Consider the following 16836-nt stretch of genomic DNA (forward strand, 5'->3'; position numbering starts at 1 on the left):
CGTTCATTTGCGTCACGCGATTTTGCCGATGATCGCTTCGAGCGCTTTTTTGAGAGCCGGAACGGTGAAGGGCTTGGTGAGGAAGTTGTTGACGCCGAGCTTCACCGCATTCTCGAGCAGCGCCTTGTCGGCGCGTCCCGTGAGCATGATGAAGGGGACTTTCTTGGTCGGATTGTAATTGCGGATCGCCTTCAGCAGGCCGAGCCCGTCGAGCTTGGGCATGTTGAAGTCGGAAATCACGAGATGCGCGGGAGTGGCCATCATGAATTGCAAGGCCTGCTCGCCGTCGCCGGCGAAAAAGATGTTGCGAACGCCGAGCTCCTCGAGACCGTCGCGAATGAGCATCCGGCTCGTGCTCGTGTCGTCCACGATCAAGACTCTCAACTGGTCGGCGATGGACATGGAATTCCCCCGTACTGTTACTGGTTCGTCGAAGTGAGGATTTGGGCGGCGATGCGCTGCAGCGTGAGCTGCTTGCCGACGCCGCCGATCTCGAAGGCCGCTTTCGGCATGCCGTAGACGAGCGAGCTCGCCTCATCCTGGCCGATCGTCTCCGCGCCGAGCTTGCGCATGGCCAGCAGACCTTGCGCGCCATCGCGGCCCATGCCGGTGAGAATCACGCCGAGCGCGTTGCGACCCGCGCTCTGCGCGACCGAATTGAACAGGACATCCACCGACGGACGATGCCCGTTCACCGCCTCCGTATTGCTGAGGCGGCACCGATAGCCGCCGACGCTCTTCACCACCTCGAGATGCGCGGCGCCGCCGGGCGCGAGATAGACGCGGCCGGGCAGGATCGGCGCGCCATCCGTGGCCTCGGCGACCTGCGGCTTGCACATGCGGTCGAGGCGCGCGGCGAAGCTCGCCGTGAACACCGGCGGCATGTGCTGGGTGACGATCGTCGGCGGACAATTTTCCGGAAAATGCGACAGTATGGTGAGGAGAGCCTCGACGCCTCCGGTGGAGGAGCCGATGGCGACGAGACGTCCATCCGGCGCATAGCGCGACGCCGCTGTCGGCGCCTCGCGTCGCGACGCGGCGGCCTCGACGCGGACCGACTCGCTGCGCAGCGGCTCATGGCGGCCGATGGGCGAGGCGGCGATCGCCTTGATCTTCGCCGGCAGCTCGTCGAAAGAGCGCGGATCCTTGGATGACGGCTTGGCGACGCAATCGAAGGCGCCGATCTCGAGCGCTTTGATCGTCGTCGAGGCTCCGCGCTCCGTCACGGTCGAGACCATGATGACGCGCGTCGGACGCAGCCGCATGATCTTCTCGAGAAATTCGAGGCCGTTCATATTCGGCATCTCGACGTCGAGCGTCACCACATCGGGATTGAGCGTCTTGATGGCCTGGCGCGCCTCCAGCGGATCGGCGGCCTCGCCGACGACGGAGATGGCGGGATCACGACAGAGGGTCGCTGCGATGAGGCCGCGCATGGTTGCGGAATCGTCGACGATCAGCACACGAACAGACATCTCACGAAATTCCTCTGGAGCGAAGCCGATAAGTGGTGACGCCGTCATATTCGAAGGCGGAGGTGGCCGCGCCGGACACGCGCTCGGAATGGCCGATGTAGAGGCGCCCCTCGGCATTGAGCAGAGGAACGAAGCGGCTCCATATGTTCTCTTGCGTCTTCTCCTCGAAATAGATCACGACATTTCGGCAGAAGATCGCATCGAAGCGGCCGCTCATCGGCCAATGGCCGATGAGATTGAGCTCGCGGAAGGAGACGAGCGAGGCGAGCTCCTCCGTCACGCCCCATTCGTCGCGGCCGCCGCCGAGCGGCGTGAACCAGCGGCTGCGCAGATGCGACGGCACCGCTTCCATGATCTCGCGGCTATAGACGCCATTGGCGCCGGCGGCGACCATGTTCGGATCGATATCTGTGGCGAGAACCTTGACGTCGAGATCGGCCGCATCCGGTATGACGGAGAGGATCGACATGGCGATCGAATAAGGCTCCTGGCCATTGGAGCAGGCCGCCGACCAGATGCGCAGCCGAGCGCCCTTGCGCACGGCGGCGGCGCGCTTGGCCAGCACATTCTCCTCGAGATGCTTGAAGTGATGTGGCTCACGGAAGAAGCGCGTCACATTTGTGGTGAGCGCCGCCATCATCTTCTGCCGCTCATCGACGCCATCCTCGCTGACGATGAGCGCGCAATAGTCGCGGAAGCTCTCGAGGCCGAGGCTGCGCAGCCGCTTGGCCAGACGCGAATAGACGAGCGTGGCTTTCGAGTCCGGGAGATAGATGCCGGCGTCCTCGTGCAGGATCGAGGCGATGCGCCGGAAATCCTCCTGTGTCAGCAGGAATTCCCCAGGGACGAGCGGAGCCGAGGCGAGTTGGCGGGTTTTCATGCGGCTGCTTGCGATTCTATCTGGAGTGGCGGCCCACGCGAGGCGTGGCGCGATGCTGGCGTCGAAGCGGCCTATTCCGCCGCCGCCGGCATTTCCGCGACGATCATATCGGCGCGTGGCCGCGCGACGATCGCATCGACGTCGAGAATGAGAGCGACGCGGCCGTCGCCGAGGATCGTCGCGGCGGCGATGCCATGCACATGGCCGTAGTTCGTCTCGAGGCTCTTGATGACGACCTGGCGTTGACCCTGGATGGCGTCGACGAGCAGCGCGCATTTGGCGCCGCTCTCCGACTCGACGAGAAGCGCGACCTGCGACGTCGGCTCGATCGGCTCGTCGCGATAGAGCAGCACGGCGCCGACGTCGATCAATGGCGTGAAAGTGTTGCGCGTGGCGATGACGCGCGAGCCGGTGCCGAGCTCGTGCACGCTCTCCTTCTTGGGCTGCAGCGTCTCGATGATCGCCGTCAGCGGAATGACCAGCGTCTGTCCGCCGACAGTGACGACCATGCCGTCGAGAACCGCGAGCGTGAGCGGCAGGCTCATCGAGAAGGTGGAGCCGCGGCCGGGAACGGAGGAGATGGAGATGCGGCCGCCGAGCGCTTGAATCGCGCGCTTGACCACATCCATGCCGACGCCGCGCCCGGAGATGTTGGACACGGAGGAGGCGGTGGAGAAGCCGGGCAGGAAGATGAGATTATCGATCTCATCGTCGGTGAGATTGGCTTCCGCCGGTATGAGCCCCTTGGAGACCGCGATCTGACGCACGCGCGCGCGATTTATGCCGGCGCCGTCGTCGGCGACCTCTATGACGATGCGGCCGGAGCGATGTGTCGCCGAAAGACGCAGCGAGCCTTCCTCCGGCTTGCCGGCGGCGATCCGGTCTTCCGCTTTCTCGATGCCGTGATCGACGGCGTTGCGGATCATATGGGTGAGCGGATCGGTCAGGCGCTCGATGACGGTCTTGTCGACCTCGGTCGTCTCGCCGTCCATGACGAGGCGCACGGCTTTTCCGGTCATCGACGCCACCTCGCGCACGGTGCGCGACATGCGCTGGAACACCGGCTTCACCGGCTGCGCGCGGATGGCCATCACGCTGTCTTGAATGTCGCGCGTCAGCTGCTCGAGCTCGTCGAGGCCGATCACGACGGAAGAGGCGCGCGAGAGGCCGGCCTCCGAAACGCGCTGCGACAGCATCGCCTGATTGATGACCAGCTCGCCGACGAGATTGATGAGGCGATCGACGCGATCGAGATCGACGCGGATCGTCGCCTGCACGGAGCCAGAGCCCTCGCCCTTCGCGGATTCCGCCTTGGCTGCGGCGGGATGCTCGTCGCTCGGCGCGGCGAAGGAAGCCGGCGTGGGATCGATGGCGACGCTCGCCTGCTTGGGCTCGGCGACGGCGACGGGCGCCTCCGGCGCCTCATGCGGCTCGAGCGACTCCTGCAGAGCCTCGAGCAGCTTGCCGACATCGGCCGTCTCGACCGAAAGCTCGCAATCCCATTCGACGAACTCGAACACCTCGCGCACCTGCGCTTCGGAAGCGCCGGTCGTCAGATGAATCGTCCACGAGAGATAGGCGCCTTCCGGGTCGAGCTCCGACAGCAGCGGAATCTCGGAGATATCGCATTCGACGCTCGTCTCGCCGAGGCCGCCGAGCTCGCGCAGCAGGCGCAGCGACTCGTTGGCTTTGGCGTAGAGGCCGGCGCTCGGCTTGAACCGAACGATGAAATCCTGCGTCGCCGGCGCCTCCGGCTCGCCGATATCGAAGATGGAATCGAGTGAGATGCAGACAGGCTGGAAGTCGAGCGCCTCGACGCTGACCTTGCCATCGTCGTCGCCATGTCGCGGAGCGCCGCCGAGCAGAGCGCTGAGCTCGTCCGCGATGACCTTCACCGCGCTCGCATCTGCGCTGCCGCCTTCGCGCGCGGCGCGAACGAGATCGGCGAGCACGTCGGAAGCGCGCAGCAGCGTCTTGGTGACGGCCGGCGTCGCTGCGAGCTTGGCGGATCTTATGAGATCGAGCGTGGTCTCGAAGACATGGACGAATTCCACGAGCTCGTCGAAGCCGAAGGCGCCCGCGCCACCCTTGATCGAGTGAACGGCGCGAAACACGGCGTTGACGGTCTCGAGGTCGTCGTCTCCATCCTCCATTCGGAGCAGCCCGCTCTCCAGCTCGACGAGCTGCTCCTCACATTCTTGAAAGAATGTCTGCTTGATGGCGGCCATCGGATCCACGGGCGATCTCCCTTGCAACGCTACGCTTTTACACAGCCACGCGGCGAATTGCGTCCACGAGCTTCACGGGATTGAACGGCTTGACGATCCAGCCCGTGGCGCCGGCGCGGCGCGCGCGGTCCTTCTTCTCGCCGTCGCTCTCGGTCGTCAGCACCAGAATCGGCACGCCGCGATGCTTCTCGTGCCGGCGCACGCCTTCGATGAAGCCGAAGCCGTCCATGCGCGGCATGTTGATGTCGGTGACGATGACATCGGGCGTCTCCTTCTCGAGCACTTCCAGCCCGTGCACTCCGTCTTCGGCCTGCACGACGCTGAAGCCCGCATCGGACAGTGCGAGCATCAGCATCTCGCGCATGGTTCGAGAATCGTCGACGGTCAGAATAGTCTTGCTCATTTCGTGCTTTCCTGTTCGGAAATATCGGTGAAGGGAATGCCGAGCGTCTCCAGGGCGTCGAGGAGAGGCTCGGACGGATGGGCGACATTCAAGGGCAATCCATCCGCCGTCCAGGTCGCATGCGCGGACAGCAGCACTTGGATGCATTGCGCGCCGACCTTGGCGACGCTCGAGGCGTCGATCGTCAGCGGATTGCCGCGCGCGTGCAGAAGCTCCGCGGCGAGCGGAGAGGCCGCGCGAATGTCGAGGATCTCGGGTAGGCTGACAGTGACCATCGGCTCGTCTCTGTGTCGTTGCGGGGGAAGGCGAGGCTTTGGCTCAAGCCGCGTCGAGAACCGGCTCCGGCAGCAGATTCTGGATGGTCAGCACGCTGATCATCTCGTCGCCCGCGGCGACGACGCCCTTCACGAATGTCCGCGCGATCTCGGAGGCGACCTCGGGAGTCGGCTGAATCGCGTCCTGCGTCAGCGTCAGAATATTCGACACAGCGTCGACGAGAAGACCGACGACCTGTCCGGACGATTGCACGACGATGACTGCATGACGCGCCGTCGGCTCGCTCTGCATCAGTCCGAGACGCGTGGCGAGATCAATGACCGGCAGCACCGCGCCGCGCAGATTGATGACGCCGCGCACGAAGGTCGGCGCGTGGGGCAAGGGCGTCGCCGGCGTCCAGCCGCGAATTTCGCGCACCGCCATAATGTCGATGCAGAATGTCTGGGCGCCGATGTGAAAGGCGATGAACTCCTTCGCCTCATTCGTCGCCACGCGGGAAAACGTCTCGGCCATGATCAAAACTCCTCCCAGCCTTCCTCGACCTGCGCAGGCTGCTCTTTCGGAAGTGCGCCGCCACGCGCCGTGACGCGCCGTGGCTGCGGCGGCGCTTTGTTCGTCGAATGCGGCTTTTGCCGCTTGGACGCAAAAGTCGCGGCGTCGCCACGCTCGCCGAGATCGAAGGCGGCGACGGATGTGGCCAGCCGCTCGATGTCGCTCTTCAAGCCATGGCTCGCGGCGGTCGTCTCCTCGACCATTGCGGCGTTCTGCTGCGTGAATTGATCCATTTGGGCGACGGCCGTGTTGACCTCTGCGAGGCCGGTCGCCTGCTCGCGCGCGCCATTGGCGATCTCGACCACCACCTTGTTCGCCTCGACCACCTGATCCACGATGCGATCGAGCGACTTGCCGGTCTGCGCGACCAGCGCCACGCCATCCTCGACTTGCGAGGAGGATGTCGAGATGAGGCTCTTGATCTCGCGCGCGGCCTCCGCCGAGCGCTGCGCGAGCGCGCGCACCTCGGAGGCGACCACGGCGAAGCCGCGTCCCGCCTCACCCGCACGCGCGGCCTCGACTCCTGCATTGAGCGCGAGAAGATTCGTTTGAAAGGCGATCTCGTCGATCACGCCGATGATCTGGCCGATCTGGCGCGAGGAGGTCTCGATGCGCCCCATGGCCTCGATCGCATTGCGCACGATCTCGCTGCTGCGCGTTGCGTCGGCCTGCGCCTCTGACACGACGCCGGCCGCGCGCTGCGCGCCATCCGACGTCTTGTGAACCGTCGCGGTGATCTCCTCGAGCGCCGCGGACGTCTGCTCGAGGCTGGCCGCCTGCTGCTCCGTGCGCTGCGCCAGCGCATCCGCCGCTCCGGCGATCTCGCCGGTCCGCGAGGTGAGTCCGTCTATATGGTCGAGCATATCCGCGAAGGCGCTGCGCAGCTTGTCGAGCGCGACATTGTAGCAATGGCGAATCTTCTCGTAATCGGATGAGAAAGGATCGTTCAGCCGGTGCTTGAGATTGCCGGCCGCGAGACGCTCCAGCCCTTCCGTGAAGGACTTCATGAAGAATTCGTGCGCCTCGACATAGCCGCGCGACTCGGCGTCCTGCGATGCGCGGCGCTCGGTCGCCGCGCGCTGCTCCGCGCTCGCTGCGTCGGCGCGACGACGGACATCGCTCTGCAGTGTGGCGCGAAGATTTTCCAGCGCGTCGAAGACGGCGGTCAGCTCGCCGCTCTTGCCGCTTTTCCCGACCGGAGTCTCGAGATCGCCATTGCGAATGCGATCGAGCGTCGCGACGAGAGACGTAGCCGGGCGGGACACGCGGCTCGCGATCACTCTATGAGCGGCGATCGTGCCGATGAGCGAGACGCTCGCTCCAGCGGCTCCCCATAATGGATCGAAAGAGGCTCCGCCTTGCAGCAAATGCGGGCCGAGCGATAGGAGCGGTCCGACTGCGATCCCGATGACGGGCGCAAGAAGTGTCGCGTATGTTTTCACCGCTCTGCCCCCGCTGCTGATGTAACGACGATCGGGTTCCGCCATGGCGGACGACCTTGCGATCACTGATGCAGGCGAAAGGACGCGAGGTCCCGTCACGCGCGCGCGGGGCTCTCGCGCATAGAGCGGCGTCGCGTTGGTTCGACTGATCGTGCGGAAGGAGGCGCCCCCGACGGGGACATGCCGGATCGCCGGCATATCGAGGCAGCTTCATGCTTTTGACCGACGTCTGAACGGTCAACCCGATATGCTTCGAGCCTAGCGATGGGCGGTTAAATCTTCATTAGCGGGCAATAGAGGCGTCCGCCGCGGGCGGACGCCATGATTCGAGACAATGGACACGCCGCTGCGCCGAAGAACCGGCGCATCGCTCCACCGACGGATCAGGCCACGCGATGCGCGGGAATATAAGGCGTGACGCGGGGGGAGGTGGCCCCGATGTCGCTCTTGTGACGGTCGAGCGCCGCCACTGTCGGCTTGTGCACGGGAGACTCGCTCGCCTGACCATTGGAGCTATCATAGATGCTCGAAAGCTCGCCGATGAACCGCTCCATGGCCTTCAACGCCTGATACTCGGGGATCTGCGTGAGCTGTTCGATCATCTGCTCGCGAAGCTGCTTCAATTCATTGATTGGGTGCATTGTGGAGTCTCCCAGGAACGGCGGGTCGTTAAGAAATTAGTAATCAAATCTGGTGCGAGCCTTGCGCCGTTCCCGCGCTACTCATTGAAGTGAATAGTACGGGCCGCTCATCCGCAGGAGCAATTTCTCATTGTGCGGCCAGCGGCCCTTCATCCGGCAGCCGGCGTCGACGCCATTTTGCCATATCACATTGGCGGCGAGCAGAGCTCCTTGCTGATCGTCATAGAGAATGATGGAGCGCGGCAGCGGCACACGCTGCGCGAGGCGTAGCCTGATGCCGCCGCCAGTCTTGTTCCTATAGAGAAATTCCGTCAGGAAGCGTTCGCCGCCGTCGAGGATCTTGCCGGACTGCAAATGTACTGGACGCCGCGCCTCTCGACGACGCTCGATGAACGACGGCGGCTCCTCCACGACGACAGAATAAGTGACCACGCCCTCGCGCGGAAGCATTCGCGACGTGACCGAGCGAAGCCATGCGCCTGCGCCAAGGTCCCGCGCCTTCATGCCGTTCAAAAGCGGCTTGATCGCATTTCGTCTCGTCAACTCCAACGCCCCTCTGTCGATCGCGCCGAACATCTCGAGAAGTCGAGCCTCTCGTCGGCGTGTGAAAGATAGGAGCGCGATATTATTTCGAGGTTAACCGTTTTCACCGAAAGCTACATTCGCGCGCAGCCGACAGCCTCACGCAAGCCTGGAGACTTCTAATCCCGGCGTCTCACGGATATGAAGGAATGACAGATGACGGCGAGCGCGCTTTTCAACACGTCGGTTATGGGCATGTCGGCGCAGACCACGGCGCTCAGCGCGGTCGCTGAGAACATCTCGAACTCGAACACGGTCGGCTATAAAGAGGCGACCACGCATTTCCAGACGCTGTTGACGAGCTTCCAGGGCGGCAATGACGCCGACGGCGGCGTCGCCGCGAGCAATGTCATCGAAGTCACCAAATCCGGCACCACGCTCAACACGACATCGGCGACCGATCTCGCCATTCAGGGCGACGGATTTTTTGTCGTCAGCGACACGGCCGGCAACACCTATCTGACGCGCGCCGGCTCATTCCTTCCCGACTCGCAAGGGCGGCTCGTCAACACGGCCGGCTATTATCTCATGGGCTACAGCTCATCGGCCGCCTCTGCGCCGACGGATCCCGCCGGCCTCAGCGCCGTCACCATTCCTTATGGCAAGGAGATCGGCACGGCTTCGACGAGTGGCTCGCTGACCGCCAATCTTCCCTCCACCGCCGCGACGATCGCGGCGGCCGATCTGCCTTCCGCGAACTCCGCGACGTCCACCTATACCGATAAGACCTCCGTCACCGCCTATGACAATCTCGGCAATGCGGTGACGCTCGACGTATACTTCGCTAAGACATCCTCCAATAACTGGGAAATGTCGGTGTTCAACGCCGCGGATGCGACGAGTGGCGGCTTCCCCTATGCGTCTGGCCCGCTCACCACTCAGTCGCTCACCTTCTCCGCCACCGACGGCAGCATCAGCAGCGGCTCCAGCGCTTCGATCGCCGTGCCCGACGGCGCGACCCTCGCGCTCGATCTCAGCGGATTGACGCAGCTCGGCTCTTCCTTCTCCGTCTCCAATCCCACGATCAACGGCAATGCTGCCTCGCAGGTCAGCAGCGTCAGCATCGCGAAGGACGGCACGCTCAGCTATGTGCTCGGCAATGGCCAGTCGGTGTCCGCCTATAAGATTCCGCTCGGCACGGTCGCGAGCCCGAGCAATCTGCAGGCGCTCTCCGGCAACACATTCGCCGTCACCAAGGAATCCGGCGCCGCCTATCTCGGCGACGCCAATTCCGGAAGCATGGGCGCGATCGCATCCGATCAGCTCGAGGGCTCGACGGTCGATCTCGCGACGCAATTGTCGAACATGATCGTCGCGCAGCGCTCCTTCACCGCGAACAGCCAGGTTTTCCAGGTCGCTTCGGAAGTGATGCAAGTGCTGAACAATCTGAAATAAGCGATAAAAAGATAGGCGGTCGCCATGTCACTCACGAATGCCGGAGCGATCGCCAATCAATCGCTCGGAACGATCGCCGCGCAAATAAATGTCGTGTCGCGAAACATAGCCGGAGTGAATGTCTCCGGCTATGCGACCAAGACCGCTCTGGTTTCCACGAGTTCCAGTGGCGGAACGCAAGTCGATGGCGTCGCACGCGCCACAAACGCCGCGCTCGTTCAGAATTCCTTGCAGGCGACCGCGACGCAAGCTTCAGCGGCGGCGCTGTCGTCTGGTTTCGACCAGATCGATCAGGCGCTCGGGCTTTCGTCCGGCACAGCGTCTGACACGAGCACAAATCGATCGCCGGCGTCGCTGCTGTCGGCGCTGAAAAGCGCATTGCAGAGCTATAGCGCGTCGCCTTCGAGCACGACGGTCGCACAAAATGTGCTCTCGAGCGCCAAGGCGGTGGCGCAGGCGCTCAACACAGCGAATTCGACCGTGCAGCAACTGCGGACGCAGGTCGATGGCGAGATCGCATCCTCTGTCGCGAATATCAACTCGATCCTGTCGCAATTTCAGCAGGTGAATGCCGAAGTGGTCGCCGGAACGCAGGTCGGGCGCGACGTCACATCCGCTCTCGACCAGCGCGAATCTCTTCTCAAATCGCTCTCGTCCGAGATCGGCGTCACCACGGTCACGCGCGCCAATAATGATATGGTGATCTACGCCGACGGCGGCGCGACGCTTTTCGAGACGACGGCGCGATCGGTGACGTTTCAGCCGACCGGCGCCTATACGGCCTCGACGACAGGCAATGCGGTCTATGTCGATGGCGTGCCTGTGACGGGCGCATCCGCGTCAATGGCGATTCAATCCGGAAAGCTGCAAGGCCTCACGCAGCTTCGCGACGTCGTCGCGCCGCAATATCAAAGCCAGCTCGACGAAACCGCGCGCGGGCTGATCGCCGCTTTCGCGGAGAGCGATCAATCTGGATTCGGAACCACGGCGCCGGGGCTCTTCACCTACTCCGGCGCGACGTCAGTGCCGAGCGCGAGCGTCGTGCCGGGCCTCGCCGGCCAGATCATCGTCAATCCGAATGCCGATCCGAGCCAGGGCGGCAATCTCGACAGGCTGCGCGACGGCGGCATTTCCGATCCGACCAACTCCGCCTATCTCTACAACACCACCGGCGCCGCGGGCTACACGGATCGTATAAATCAGCTCGTCGCATCCTTCTCGACAGCGCAGAGCTTCGATCCTTCCTCTGGCCTCGGCTCCAGCCTGTCTCTCCAGGATTATGCGACCTCCTCCCTCGGATGGTTCGAGGCGCAGCGTCAGCAGGCGAAGGACACCGAATCCTATCAGTCGACGCTGCTGTCGCAGACGACCGACGCGCTCTCCAGCGCCACTGGCGTCAATCTCGACGAGCAAATGTCAAAGATGCTCGATCTCGAAAATTCCTATCAAGCGTCGGCGAAGCTCATCTCGGCGATAGACGCCATGTATAAAGCGCTCTTTCAGGCGCTCTGACGAACGGACGGACAAATGGTCTCGATCACCTCGACCCAATCGCTCACCAACGCGCTGCGACGGTCCGTTCTCGACGTTCAGACACAGCTTTCGAAGACTCAATCGGAAGTCTCGACTGGACGCCTCGCGGATATCGGCCTCGGTCTCGGCTCGGCGATACAGCAGGACTATTCCTACGGATTTCACGCCGATGACCTCGCGGCCCTTACCGCGAGCAATAATGTGATTACGACGCGGCTCAGCGCGACGGATACGGCGCTCGGCTCGATCGCCAACACCGCCCAGAATTTTTTGCAGACGCTGGTGAGCGCGCCATCTGGCGCCGGCAGCGATCCCGGCGCCATAAAGGGCTATGCGGAGACCGGGCTGAAATCGCTGATCTCTGCGCTCGACACCAGCGTCGACGGCGTGCAGATATTCGGCGGCGTCAACACCGGCGTCGCGCCGCTCGCCGATTATTTCTCCACTCCGACGTCCACCGCCAAGCAGTCCGTCGATCAGGCGTTCTTCGGCGCCTTCGGAGTTGCGCAAGGGGACTCTGGCGCGAGCTCCATCACCGATCAGCAGATGCAGACCTTTCTCTCGGGTTCGTTCGCAGATCTGTTCTCTTCGTCGGGGTGGAGCGCCAATTGGTCCAGCGCGACGAGTGAGACGGCGACGAACAGAATCTCGTTATCGCAGACCTCAGAGACTTCTGTGTCCGCCAATGAGACAGCCCTGCGCCAGCTCGCTCAGGCGTATACTATGGTCGCTGATCTCGGCGTCGATTCTTTGAGCCGCTCCGCATATCAACAGATTCTCAAGACTGCATCGGCGACAATGTCTGACGCTATATCTGGGTTGACTAGTCTGCGGGCGACAGTCGGCGTGATGCAGAAAGGCGTCTCGGATGCGAACGACTCGTTGTCGGCGCAGCGTGACATGATCACGACGCAGATCGGCTCGCTCGAAAACGTCGACCCATATGAGGCGTCGACGCGGCTGAACAACCTGACCACTCAGCTCGAGACGTCGTACACGCTGACCGGAAAAATTCAGCAGCTCACGCTGTCGAAATATATCTGAGCGAACGAATGACCCGAAGAGAATCGCATGTATCGTAATGTCTATGCTCAGACGGTCGAAGACTCCCCCGCTGTGGCGCGTGGCCGTGAGCGGGCCTTGCTCGAGAGGGCCATCCGGCTGCTCGCGGTGGCCAAGGTCAAAGGGGTGCGCAGCAGCGAGTCCTTCGAGGCGACCGCGAACATGCGGCGAATCTGGACTGTCTTCATCGAAGATCTCGGCAGCGACGGAAATTCGCTTCCCGAGGCGCTGCGAGCCTCGCTCATCTCGATCGGCTTGTGGATTCTTCGTGAGCTCGAGGCGATCGACTGCGGTAGGTCGGATAATTTCGACGGCGTCATCGAGATCAATCAGATGATCGCCGATGGACTGAGCTGAGGGCGGCATGAATATTTCGTTACGGCGGGGCGAAAAGCTCTATCTCAACGGCGCGGTGATCCGCGCCGATCGAAAAGTCTGCATCGAGCTGCTCAACGACGTGACGTTCCTGCTCGAGAATCATGTGATGCAGGCGAAGGACGCCACGTCACCTTTGCGCCAGCTCTACTTCGTCGTGCAGCTGATGCTGATGTCGCCGAACGACACAGTGGCGGCATTGGACATGTGCCGCAGCATGCTGGCGTCCCTCAACACTGCCTTTCCCGACCCCCGAATTCTCAACGGGCTGGCGCTCGCTGCGAAATATGTCGAGGACAAGCGAATGTTCGATGCGCTGAAGACGATTCGCACGCTGTTCCCATTCGAGTCCGAAATACTGACGCCGAGCGCGGCGCAGGACAGCGGCAAAGCAGCCTGAGGAGGCGATACAGTGACTGTGATATCGACGACCTCCGTCACCAATGCGACCGCGACCTCGAGCGCGAGCTCGACGTCGTCTTCCAGCAGCTCGACGCAGACGCTGGGCTACGACCAGTTTCTGACGCTTCTCGTCACCGAGATGAAGTATCAGGATCCGACCAAGCCGATGGATCCGACAGAGACGGTTTCCCAGCTCGCCTCGTTTTCGTCGGTCGAGCAAGCGGTCAAGACGAACACGACGCTGACGTCCATTCTGAATTCCAATCTGCTCACGCAAGCCAGCTCGTTCATCGGCAAGACCGTGTCGTCCTCGGACGGCTCCACCTCGGGCGTCGTCGCCTCGGTGTCGACGTCGAGCTCCGGCGTGATCGCGACTCTCACCAATGGCGCGACGATTTCTCTAGGGTCGGGCGTCACGGTGAGCGAATGAACGAGGCGGACGCGCTCGAGATCATGCAGCGCGCGATCTTCACCGTGCTCATTGTCTCGAGCCCGGTGGTCGGCGCCGCAATGGCGGTCGGCATCATCATCGCGCTGCTTCAGGCCCTCACGCAGGTCCAGGAAATGACCTTGACCTTCGTGCCGAAGATCATCGTGATCTTCGTCGCGCTCGGGCTCTCCGCACCGTTTCTCGGCGCGCAGATTCAAGCGTTCACCGATTATGCGTATTCGCGTATCGAGAAGGGATTCTGAAGGCGGCAGCGCCCGCGACGTCGCGGGGCGCGAGGCGCGAGGCGCCGCTGGGAGCGAGAGATGACCGACGTCGCATTGGCTGGGGGCGCGCCCGAGGGACGCGCGAAGGACGTCGGATTCGCTCTGGCGATCATCTTCATCCTCTGCATTTTCTTCCTGCCGATTCCACCCTTCCTCATCGACATCGGCCTCGCATTTTCCATTGCGCTCGCCGTGCTGATATTGATGGTGTCGCTCTGGATCCAGAAGCCGCTCGAATTTTCGGCCTTTCCGACGATTCTCCTCGTCGCGACGATATTGCGTCTCTCGCTCAACATAGCGACGACCCGCCTCATTCTCGGACATGGCGCGGAGGGAACGGCCGCCGCAGGATATATAATCGCCGGCTTTTCCAAATTGGTGATGAGCGGCGACTTCGTTATCGGTCTGACAGTCTTCGCTATCATCGTAACGGTTAATTTTTTGGTTATCACCAAGGGCGCCACGCGTATCGCCGAAGTCGGCGCGCGCTTCACGCTCGACTCGATTCCCGGCAAGCAGATGGCGATCGACGCCGATCTCTCGGCCGGGCTAATCGATGAGAAGCAGGCGCAGCTGCGCCGCCGTGAGCTGGAAGAGGAGAGTTCCTTCTTCGGCTCCATGGACGGCGCGTCAAAATTCGTGCGAGGCGACGCAATCGCGGGCCTCGTGATCCTCGCGGTCAATATTTTCGGCGGCATCGTGATCGGCGTCACGCGTCATGGCATGCCTTTGTCGAACGCCGCCGATGTGTTCACCAAGCTCTCGGTGGGCGAAGGTCTCGTTTCGCAAATTCCGGCGCTCATCGTGTCGCTGGCTGCGGGCCTTCTGGTGTCGAAGGGCGGCACGCGGGGCTCGACAGAGCAAAACATCGTTCGGCAGCTCGGCAATTATCCGAAGGCGCTCTATGTCGCCTCGTCTCTGCTGTTCGTGCTGGCGATGATGCCGGGTCTGCCGCTCACGCCGTTCATGATGCTCGGCGGCGCCATGGCCTTCGTCGCCTATTCCACGCCGAAGCAGGCGGCAAAGCTCCGCGCCAGCGAGCAAGCCAAGAAGGCGGAGGACGATAGGCGCGCCCAGGCGGAAGCCAAGGATTCGATCCGAGAATATTTGAAGACGCCGGGTGTCGAGCTTTGTCTCGGCAAGCAGCTGTCCGCCCGTCTCCTGATGTCGCAGGATGAGCTCGCGCATCGCGTCGGCAAGATGCGGCGCAATTTTGCGCGTCAGTATGGGTTTGTGATTCCCGAGATCAAGCTCACCGACGATCTCGCGCTGAAGCAGAAGAGCTATCAGATCAAGATTCACGGGACAGTCGTCACCACGCAGGAATTGCAGCTCGGGCAGCATCTCATCATCGTCGGGCAGGGGCGCCAGCCCGATCTTCCGGGCGATGAGACGGTGGACCCGGCCTTCGGTCTAAAGTCTTTCTGGATTCCCGATGCGCTCGTCGCCGAGGCGCGGCGCGAAGGATTCGAGCCTGTCGATCCGATCTCCGTGCTGCTCACGCATCTTTCGGAAGTGCTGCGCAATAATCTCTCGCAGCTCCTGTCCTATCGCGACGCGCGCATGCTGCTCGATCGTCTCGAACCCGAATATCGCAAGCTCATCGACGAGATGGTGCCGAATCTCATCTCGAATTCTGGCCTCCATTCCGTGCTCAAGCTGCTGCTCGCAGAACGTGTCTCGATCCGCAATCTCGATCTCATCCTCGAGGCGGTCAGCGAGGTGGTGCCCTATGCGCGGCGCGCGGAGCCGATCGTCGAGCATGTCCGCACACGCCTCGCCCCGCAGATTTGCGGCGAAATAGCAGTTAACGGGACGCTCGGCGTGCTGCGGCTCGGCGCGCGCTGGGACCTGTTCTTCCATGAGAGTCTCCGCCGAGACGCCAAGGGCGAGATCGTCGAGTTCAATGCAGATCCGTCGCTCATCGAGCAGTTTGGCCAGGAGGCGGGAGCGGCGATTCGCGAACGCATAGAGCGCGGCGATATATTTGCGGTGGTGACGACGCCCGAAGCGCGGCCTTATGTCAAAATGATCGTCGGCCGTCTCTTTTCGGCGCTTCCCATTCTTTCGCATCTCGAGATCGCTCGCGGCGTCGAGATCAAATCGCTCGGGACGATATCGTGACGGCGGGGCTGACGAGCGTCGTCGCGACGCTCTTCGTGCTGTTCTGCAGGATCGGCGGCTGCATCATGACGATACCCGGCTTCGCGAGCCAACGGGTGCCGGTGCGCGCGCGGCTGTTCATCGCTATTGGACTGACGGTCGCGTTGGCGCCGGCGCTCGCGGATGTCGTCACGCCAGTGGTGGCGAACGCTACGCCGGGCGGCGTGCTCTTCGTCGTAATCGGGGAGCTTTTCATCGGCGTGCTCATCGGCTCGATGGCGCGTCTTTTCTTCTTCGCGCTGGAGACGATGACGACAGCGGCGGCGATGACGACCGGGCTCGGAAACATATTGGGGTCGGCGGTGGAGGAGGCGGAGCCGCTTCCCGCGATGAGTTCGTTCATCATGCTCGGCGCGACGACGCTGATCTTCGTGCTGGATCAGCATTGGGAGATGATTCGCGGGCTTTTCGCATCCTATTCCGCGATTCCGGTGAGGGATGGAATGCCCGCGGACGGAATGTTGCGTGAATATTCGAATGTGCTGTCGCAGTCGTTTCTGCTCGCGCTGCGCATCAGCAGTCCGTTTCTTTTGTTCGGCTTCATCGTCAATCTCGCCTTCGGCTTTCTCAATCGCATGACGCCGTCGGTCCCCGTCTATTTTGTTTCGACTCCGCTGTTGATCGGGCTCGGCATCTATTGGTTCTATGTGATGGCGGATGATTTCTTCACGGCTTTCGCCTCGGCGTTCGGCGCTTGGCTCTTGTCGGGATAA

The 16836-nt window shown here is 62.6% G+C and carries 19 protein-coding genes; 9 read left to right on the forward strand and 10 right to left on the reverse strand.

Features of this window, described 5'->3' with window-relative positions:
- Positions 1 to 12: 12 nt before the first annotated feature.
- From K369_RS06540 to K369_RS24535, 10 genes are all read right to left on the reverse strand, one after another.
- Positions 13 to 402 (reverse strand): response regulator, encoded by a 390-nt coding sequence (locus tag K369_RS06540; protein WP_018264542.1) that lies wholly within the window; start codon positions 400 to 402, stop codon positions 13 to 15.
- 17 nt (positions 403 to 419) lie between these two features.
- Positions 420 to 1475, reverse strand: coding sequence for a chemotaxis response regulator protein-glutamate methylesterase (locus K369_RS06545; RefSeq protein ID WP_036289398.1), 1056 nt, complete (start codon positions 1473 to 1475; stop codon positions 420 to 422).
- Position 1476: 1 nt separating this feature from the next.
- A complete protein-coding gene (locus tag K369_RS06550) occupies positions 1477 to 2355 on the reverse strand; it encodes a protein-glutamate O-methyltransferase CheR (protein ID WP_036289400.1) in 879 nt (292 codons plus the stop codon).
- Between the two features lie 71 nt (positions 2356 to 2426).
- Positions 2427 to 4583 (reverse strand): chemotaxis protein CheA, encoded by a 2157-nt coding sequence (locus tag K369_RS06555; protein ID WP_036289402.1) that lies wholly within the window; start codon positions 4581 to 4583, stop codon positions 2427 to 2429.
- 37 nt (positions 4584 to 4620) lie between these two features.
- On the reverse strand, positions 4621 to 4986 hold the full coding sequence (locus tag K369_RS06560; protein ID WP_036289404.1) for a response regulator: 366 nt from the start codon (positions 4984 to 4986) through the stop codon (positions 4621 to 4623).
- Complete coding sequence (locus tag K369_RS06565) at positions 4983 to 5261, reverse strand: STAS domain-containing protein (RefSeq protein ID WP_036289406.1); 279 nt, start codon at positions 5259 to 5261, stop codon at positions 4983 to 4985. The genes K369_RS06560 and K369_RS06565 overlap by 4 nt, the downstream gene beginning before the upstream one ends.
- Positions 5262 to 5304: 43 nt before the next feature.
- Positions 5305 to 5775 carry a chemotaxis protein CheW gene (locus tag K369_RS06570; RefSeq protein ID WP_036289408.1) on the reverse strand — a complete coding sequence of 157 codons (471 nt, stop codon included), beginning with the start codon at positions 5773 to 5775 and terminating at the stop codon, positions 5305 to 5307.
- Positions 5776 to 5777: 2 nt separating this feature from the next.
- The gene (locus tag K369_RS06575) at positions 5778 to 7301 is read right to left on the reverse strand and encodes a methyl-accepting chemotaxis protein (RefSeq protein WP_245278121.1); all 1524 of its coding nucleotides are present in this window, start codon (positions 7299 to 7301) and stop codon (positions 5778 to 5780) included.
- A 338-nt stretch (positions 7302 to 7639) separates the two neighbouring features.
- Positions 7640 to 7897, reverse strand: coding sequence for a hypothetical protein (locus tag K369_RS06580; protein ID WP_036289410.1), 258 nt, complete (start codon positions 7895 to 7897; stop codon positions 7640 to 7642).
- An 81-nt stretch (positions 7898 to 7978) separates the two neighbouring features.
- Positions 7979 to 8347: a hypothetical protein gene (locus tag K369_RS24535; RefSeq protein WP_210165043.1), complete on the reverse strand. Its 369-nt coding sequence runs from the start codon at positions 8345 to 8347 to the stop codon at positions 7979 to 7981.
- Positions 8348 to 8635: 288 nt separating this feature from the next.
- Between K369_RS24535 and K369_RS06590 the strand changes: the two genes are divergently transcribed.
- The 9 genes from K369_RS06590 to K369_RS06630 are packed head-to-tail and all read left to right on the forward strand — an operon-like array spanning position 8636 to position 16836.
- Positions 8636 to 9874, forward strand: coding sequence for a flagellar hook protein FlgE (locus K369_RS06590; protein WP_036289412.1), 1239 nt, complete (start codon positions 8636 to 8638; stop codon positions 9872 to 9874).
- A 24-nt stretch (positions 9875 to 9898) separates the two neighbouring features.
- The gene (gene flgK / locus K369_RS06595; protein ID WP_036289414.1) at positions 9899 to 11386 is read left to right on the forward strand and encodes a flagellar hook-associated protein FlgK; all 1488 of its coding nucleotides are present in this window, start codon (positions 9899 to 9901) and stop codon (positions 11384 to 11386) included.
- 15 nt (positions 11387 to 11401) lie between these two features.
- Positions 11402 to 12451: a flagellar hook-associated family protein gene (locus tag K369_RS06600; RefSeq protein ID WP_036289417.1), complete on the forward strand. Its 1050-nt coding sequence runs from the start codon at positions 11402 to 11404 to the stop codon at positions 12449 to 12451.
- Between the two features lie 27 nt (positions 12452 to 12478).
- The gene (gene flaF, locus K369_RS06605; RefSeq protein ID WP_036289419.1) at positions 12479 to 12826 is read left to right on the forward strand and encodes a flagellar biosynthesis regulator FlaF; all 348 of its coding nucleotides are present in this window, start codon (positions 12479 to 12481) and stop codon (positions 12824 to 12826) included.
- A 7-nt stretch (positions 12827 to 12833) separates the two neighbouring features.
- Positions 12834 to 13244, forward strand: coding sequence for a flagellar biosynthesis repressor FlbT (flbT, locus tag K369_RS06610; RefSeq protein WP_036289421.1), 411 nt, complete (start codon positions 12834 to 12836; stop codon positions 13242 to 13244).
- 12 nt (positions 13245 to 13256) lie between these two features.
- Complete coding sequence (gene flgD / locus K369_RS06615; RefSeq protein ID WP_036289423.1) at positions 13257 to 13676, forward strand: flagellar hook assembly protein FlgD; 420 nt, start codon at positions 13257 to 13259, stop codon at positions 13674 to 13676.
- On the forward strand, positions 13673 to 13939 hold the full coding sequence (gene fliQ, locus K369_RS06620; protein WP_036289425.1) for a flagellar biosynthesis protein FliQ: 267 nt from the start codon (positions 13673 to 13675) through the stop codon (positions 13937 to 13939). The genes flgD and fliQ overlap by 4 nt, the downstream gene beginning before the upstream one ends.
- A gap of 60 nt (positions 13940 to 13999) precedes the next feature.
- On the forward strand, positions 14000 to 16084 hold the full coding sequence (flhA, locus tag K369_RS06625; protein WP_051949109.1) for a flagellar biosynthesis protein FlhA: 2085 nt from the start codon (positions 14000 to 14002) through the stop codon (positions 16082 to 16084).
- Entirely contained in the window at positions 16081 to 16836 is a 756-nt protein-coding gene (locus K369_RS06630) for a flagellar biosynthetic protein FliR (RefSeq protein ID WP_036289427.1), read from the forward strand. The genes flhA and K369_RS06630 overlap by 4 nt, the downstream gene beginning before the upstream one ends.

Source organism: Methylosinus sp. PW1 (genome assembly GCF_000745215.1).
Lineage (GTDB): Bacteria > Pseudomonadota > Alphaproteobacteria > Rhizobiales > Beijerinckiaceae > Methylosinus.

Coding starts and splice junctions, on each gene's coding strand:
- K369_RS06600 (WP_036289417.1), top strand. CDS start 11,402: ATGGTCTCGATCACCTCGACCCAATCGCTCACCAACGCGCTGCGACGG.
- K369_RS06580 (WP_036289410.1), bottom strand. CDS start 7,897: ATGCACCCAATCAATGAATTGAAGCAGCTTCGCGAGCAGATGATCGAA.
- K369_RS06560 (WP_036289404.1), bottom strand. CDS start 4,986: ATGAGCAAGACTATTCTGACCGTCGACGATTCTCGAACCATGCGCGAG.
- K369_RS06565 (WP_036289406.1), bottom strand. CDS start 5,261: ATGGTCACTGTCAGCCTACCCGAGATCCTCGACATTCGCGCGGCCTCT.
- flhA (WP_051949109.1), top strand. CDS start 14,000: ATGACCGACGTCGCATTGGCTGGGGGCGCGCCCGAGGGACGCGCGAAG.
- flbT (WP_036289421.1), top strand. CDS start 12,834: ATGAATATTTCGTTACGGCGGGGCGAAAAGCTCTATCTCAACGGCGCG.
- K369_RS06540 (WP_018264542.1), bottom strand. CDS start 402: ATGTCCATCGCCGACCAGTTGAGAGTCTTGATCGTGGACGACACGAGC.
- K369_RS06575 (WP_245278121.1), bottom strand. CDS start 7,301: ATGGCGGAACCCGATCGTCGTTACATCAGCAGCGGGGGCAGAGCGGTG.
- K369_RS06555 (WP_036289402.1), bottom strand. CDS start 4,583: ATGGCCGCCATCAAGCAGACATTCTTTCAAGAATGTGAGGAGCAGCTC.
- K369_RS06570 (WP_036289408.1), bottom strand. CDS start 5,775: ATGGCCGAGACGTTTTCCCGCGTGGCGACGAATGAGGCGAAGGAGTTC.
- K369_RS24535 (WP_210165043.1), bottom strand. CDS start 8,347: ATGCTTCCGCGCGAGGGCGTGGTCACTTATTCTGTCGTCGTGGAGGAG.
- K369_RS06550 (WP_036289400.1), bottom strand. CDS start 2,355: ATGAAAACCCGCCAACTCGCCTCGGCTCCGCTCGTCCCTGGGGAATTC.
- K369_RS06545 (WP_036289398.1), bottom strand. CDS start 1,475: ATGTCTGTTCGTGTGCTGATCGTCGACGATTCCGCAACCATGCGCGGC.
- flaF (WP_036289419.1), top strand. CDS start 12,479: ATGTATCGTAATGTCTATGCTCAGACGGTCGAAGACTCCCCCGCTGTG.
- K369_RS06590 (WP_036289412.1), top strand. CDS start 8,636: ATGACGGCGAGCGCGCTTTTCAACACGTCGGTTATGGGCATGTCGGCG.
- fliQ (WP_036289425.1), top strand. CDS start 13,673: ATGAACGAGGCGGACGCGCTCGAGATCATGCAGCGCGCGATCTTCACC.
- flgK (WP_036289414.1), top strand. CDS start 9,899: ATGTCACTCACGAATGCCGGAGCGATCGCCAATCAATCGCTCGGAACG.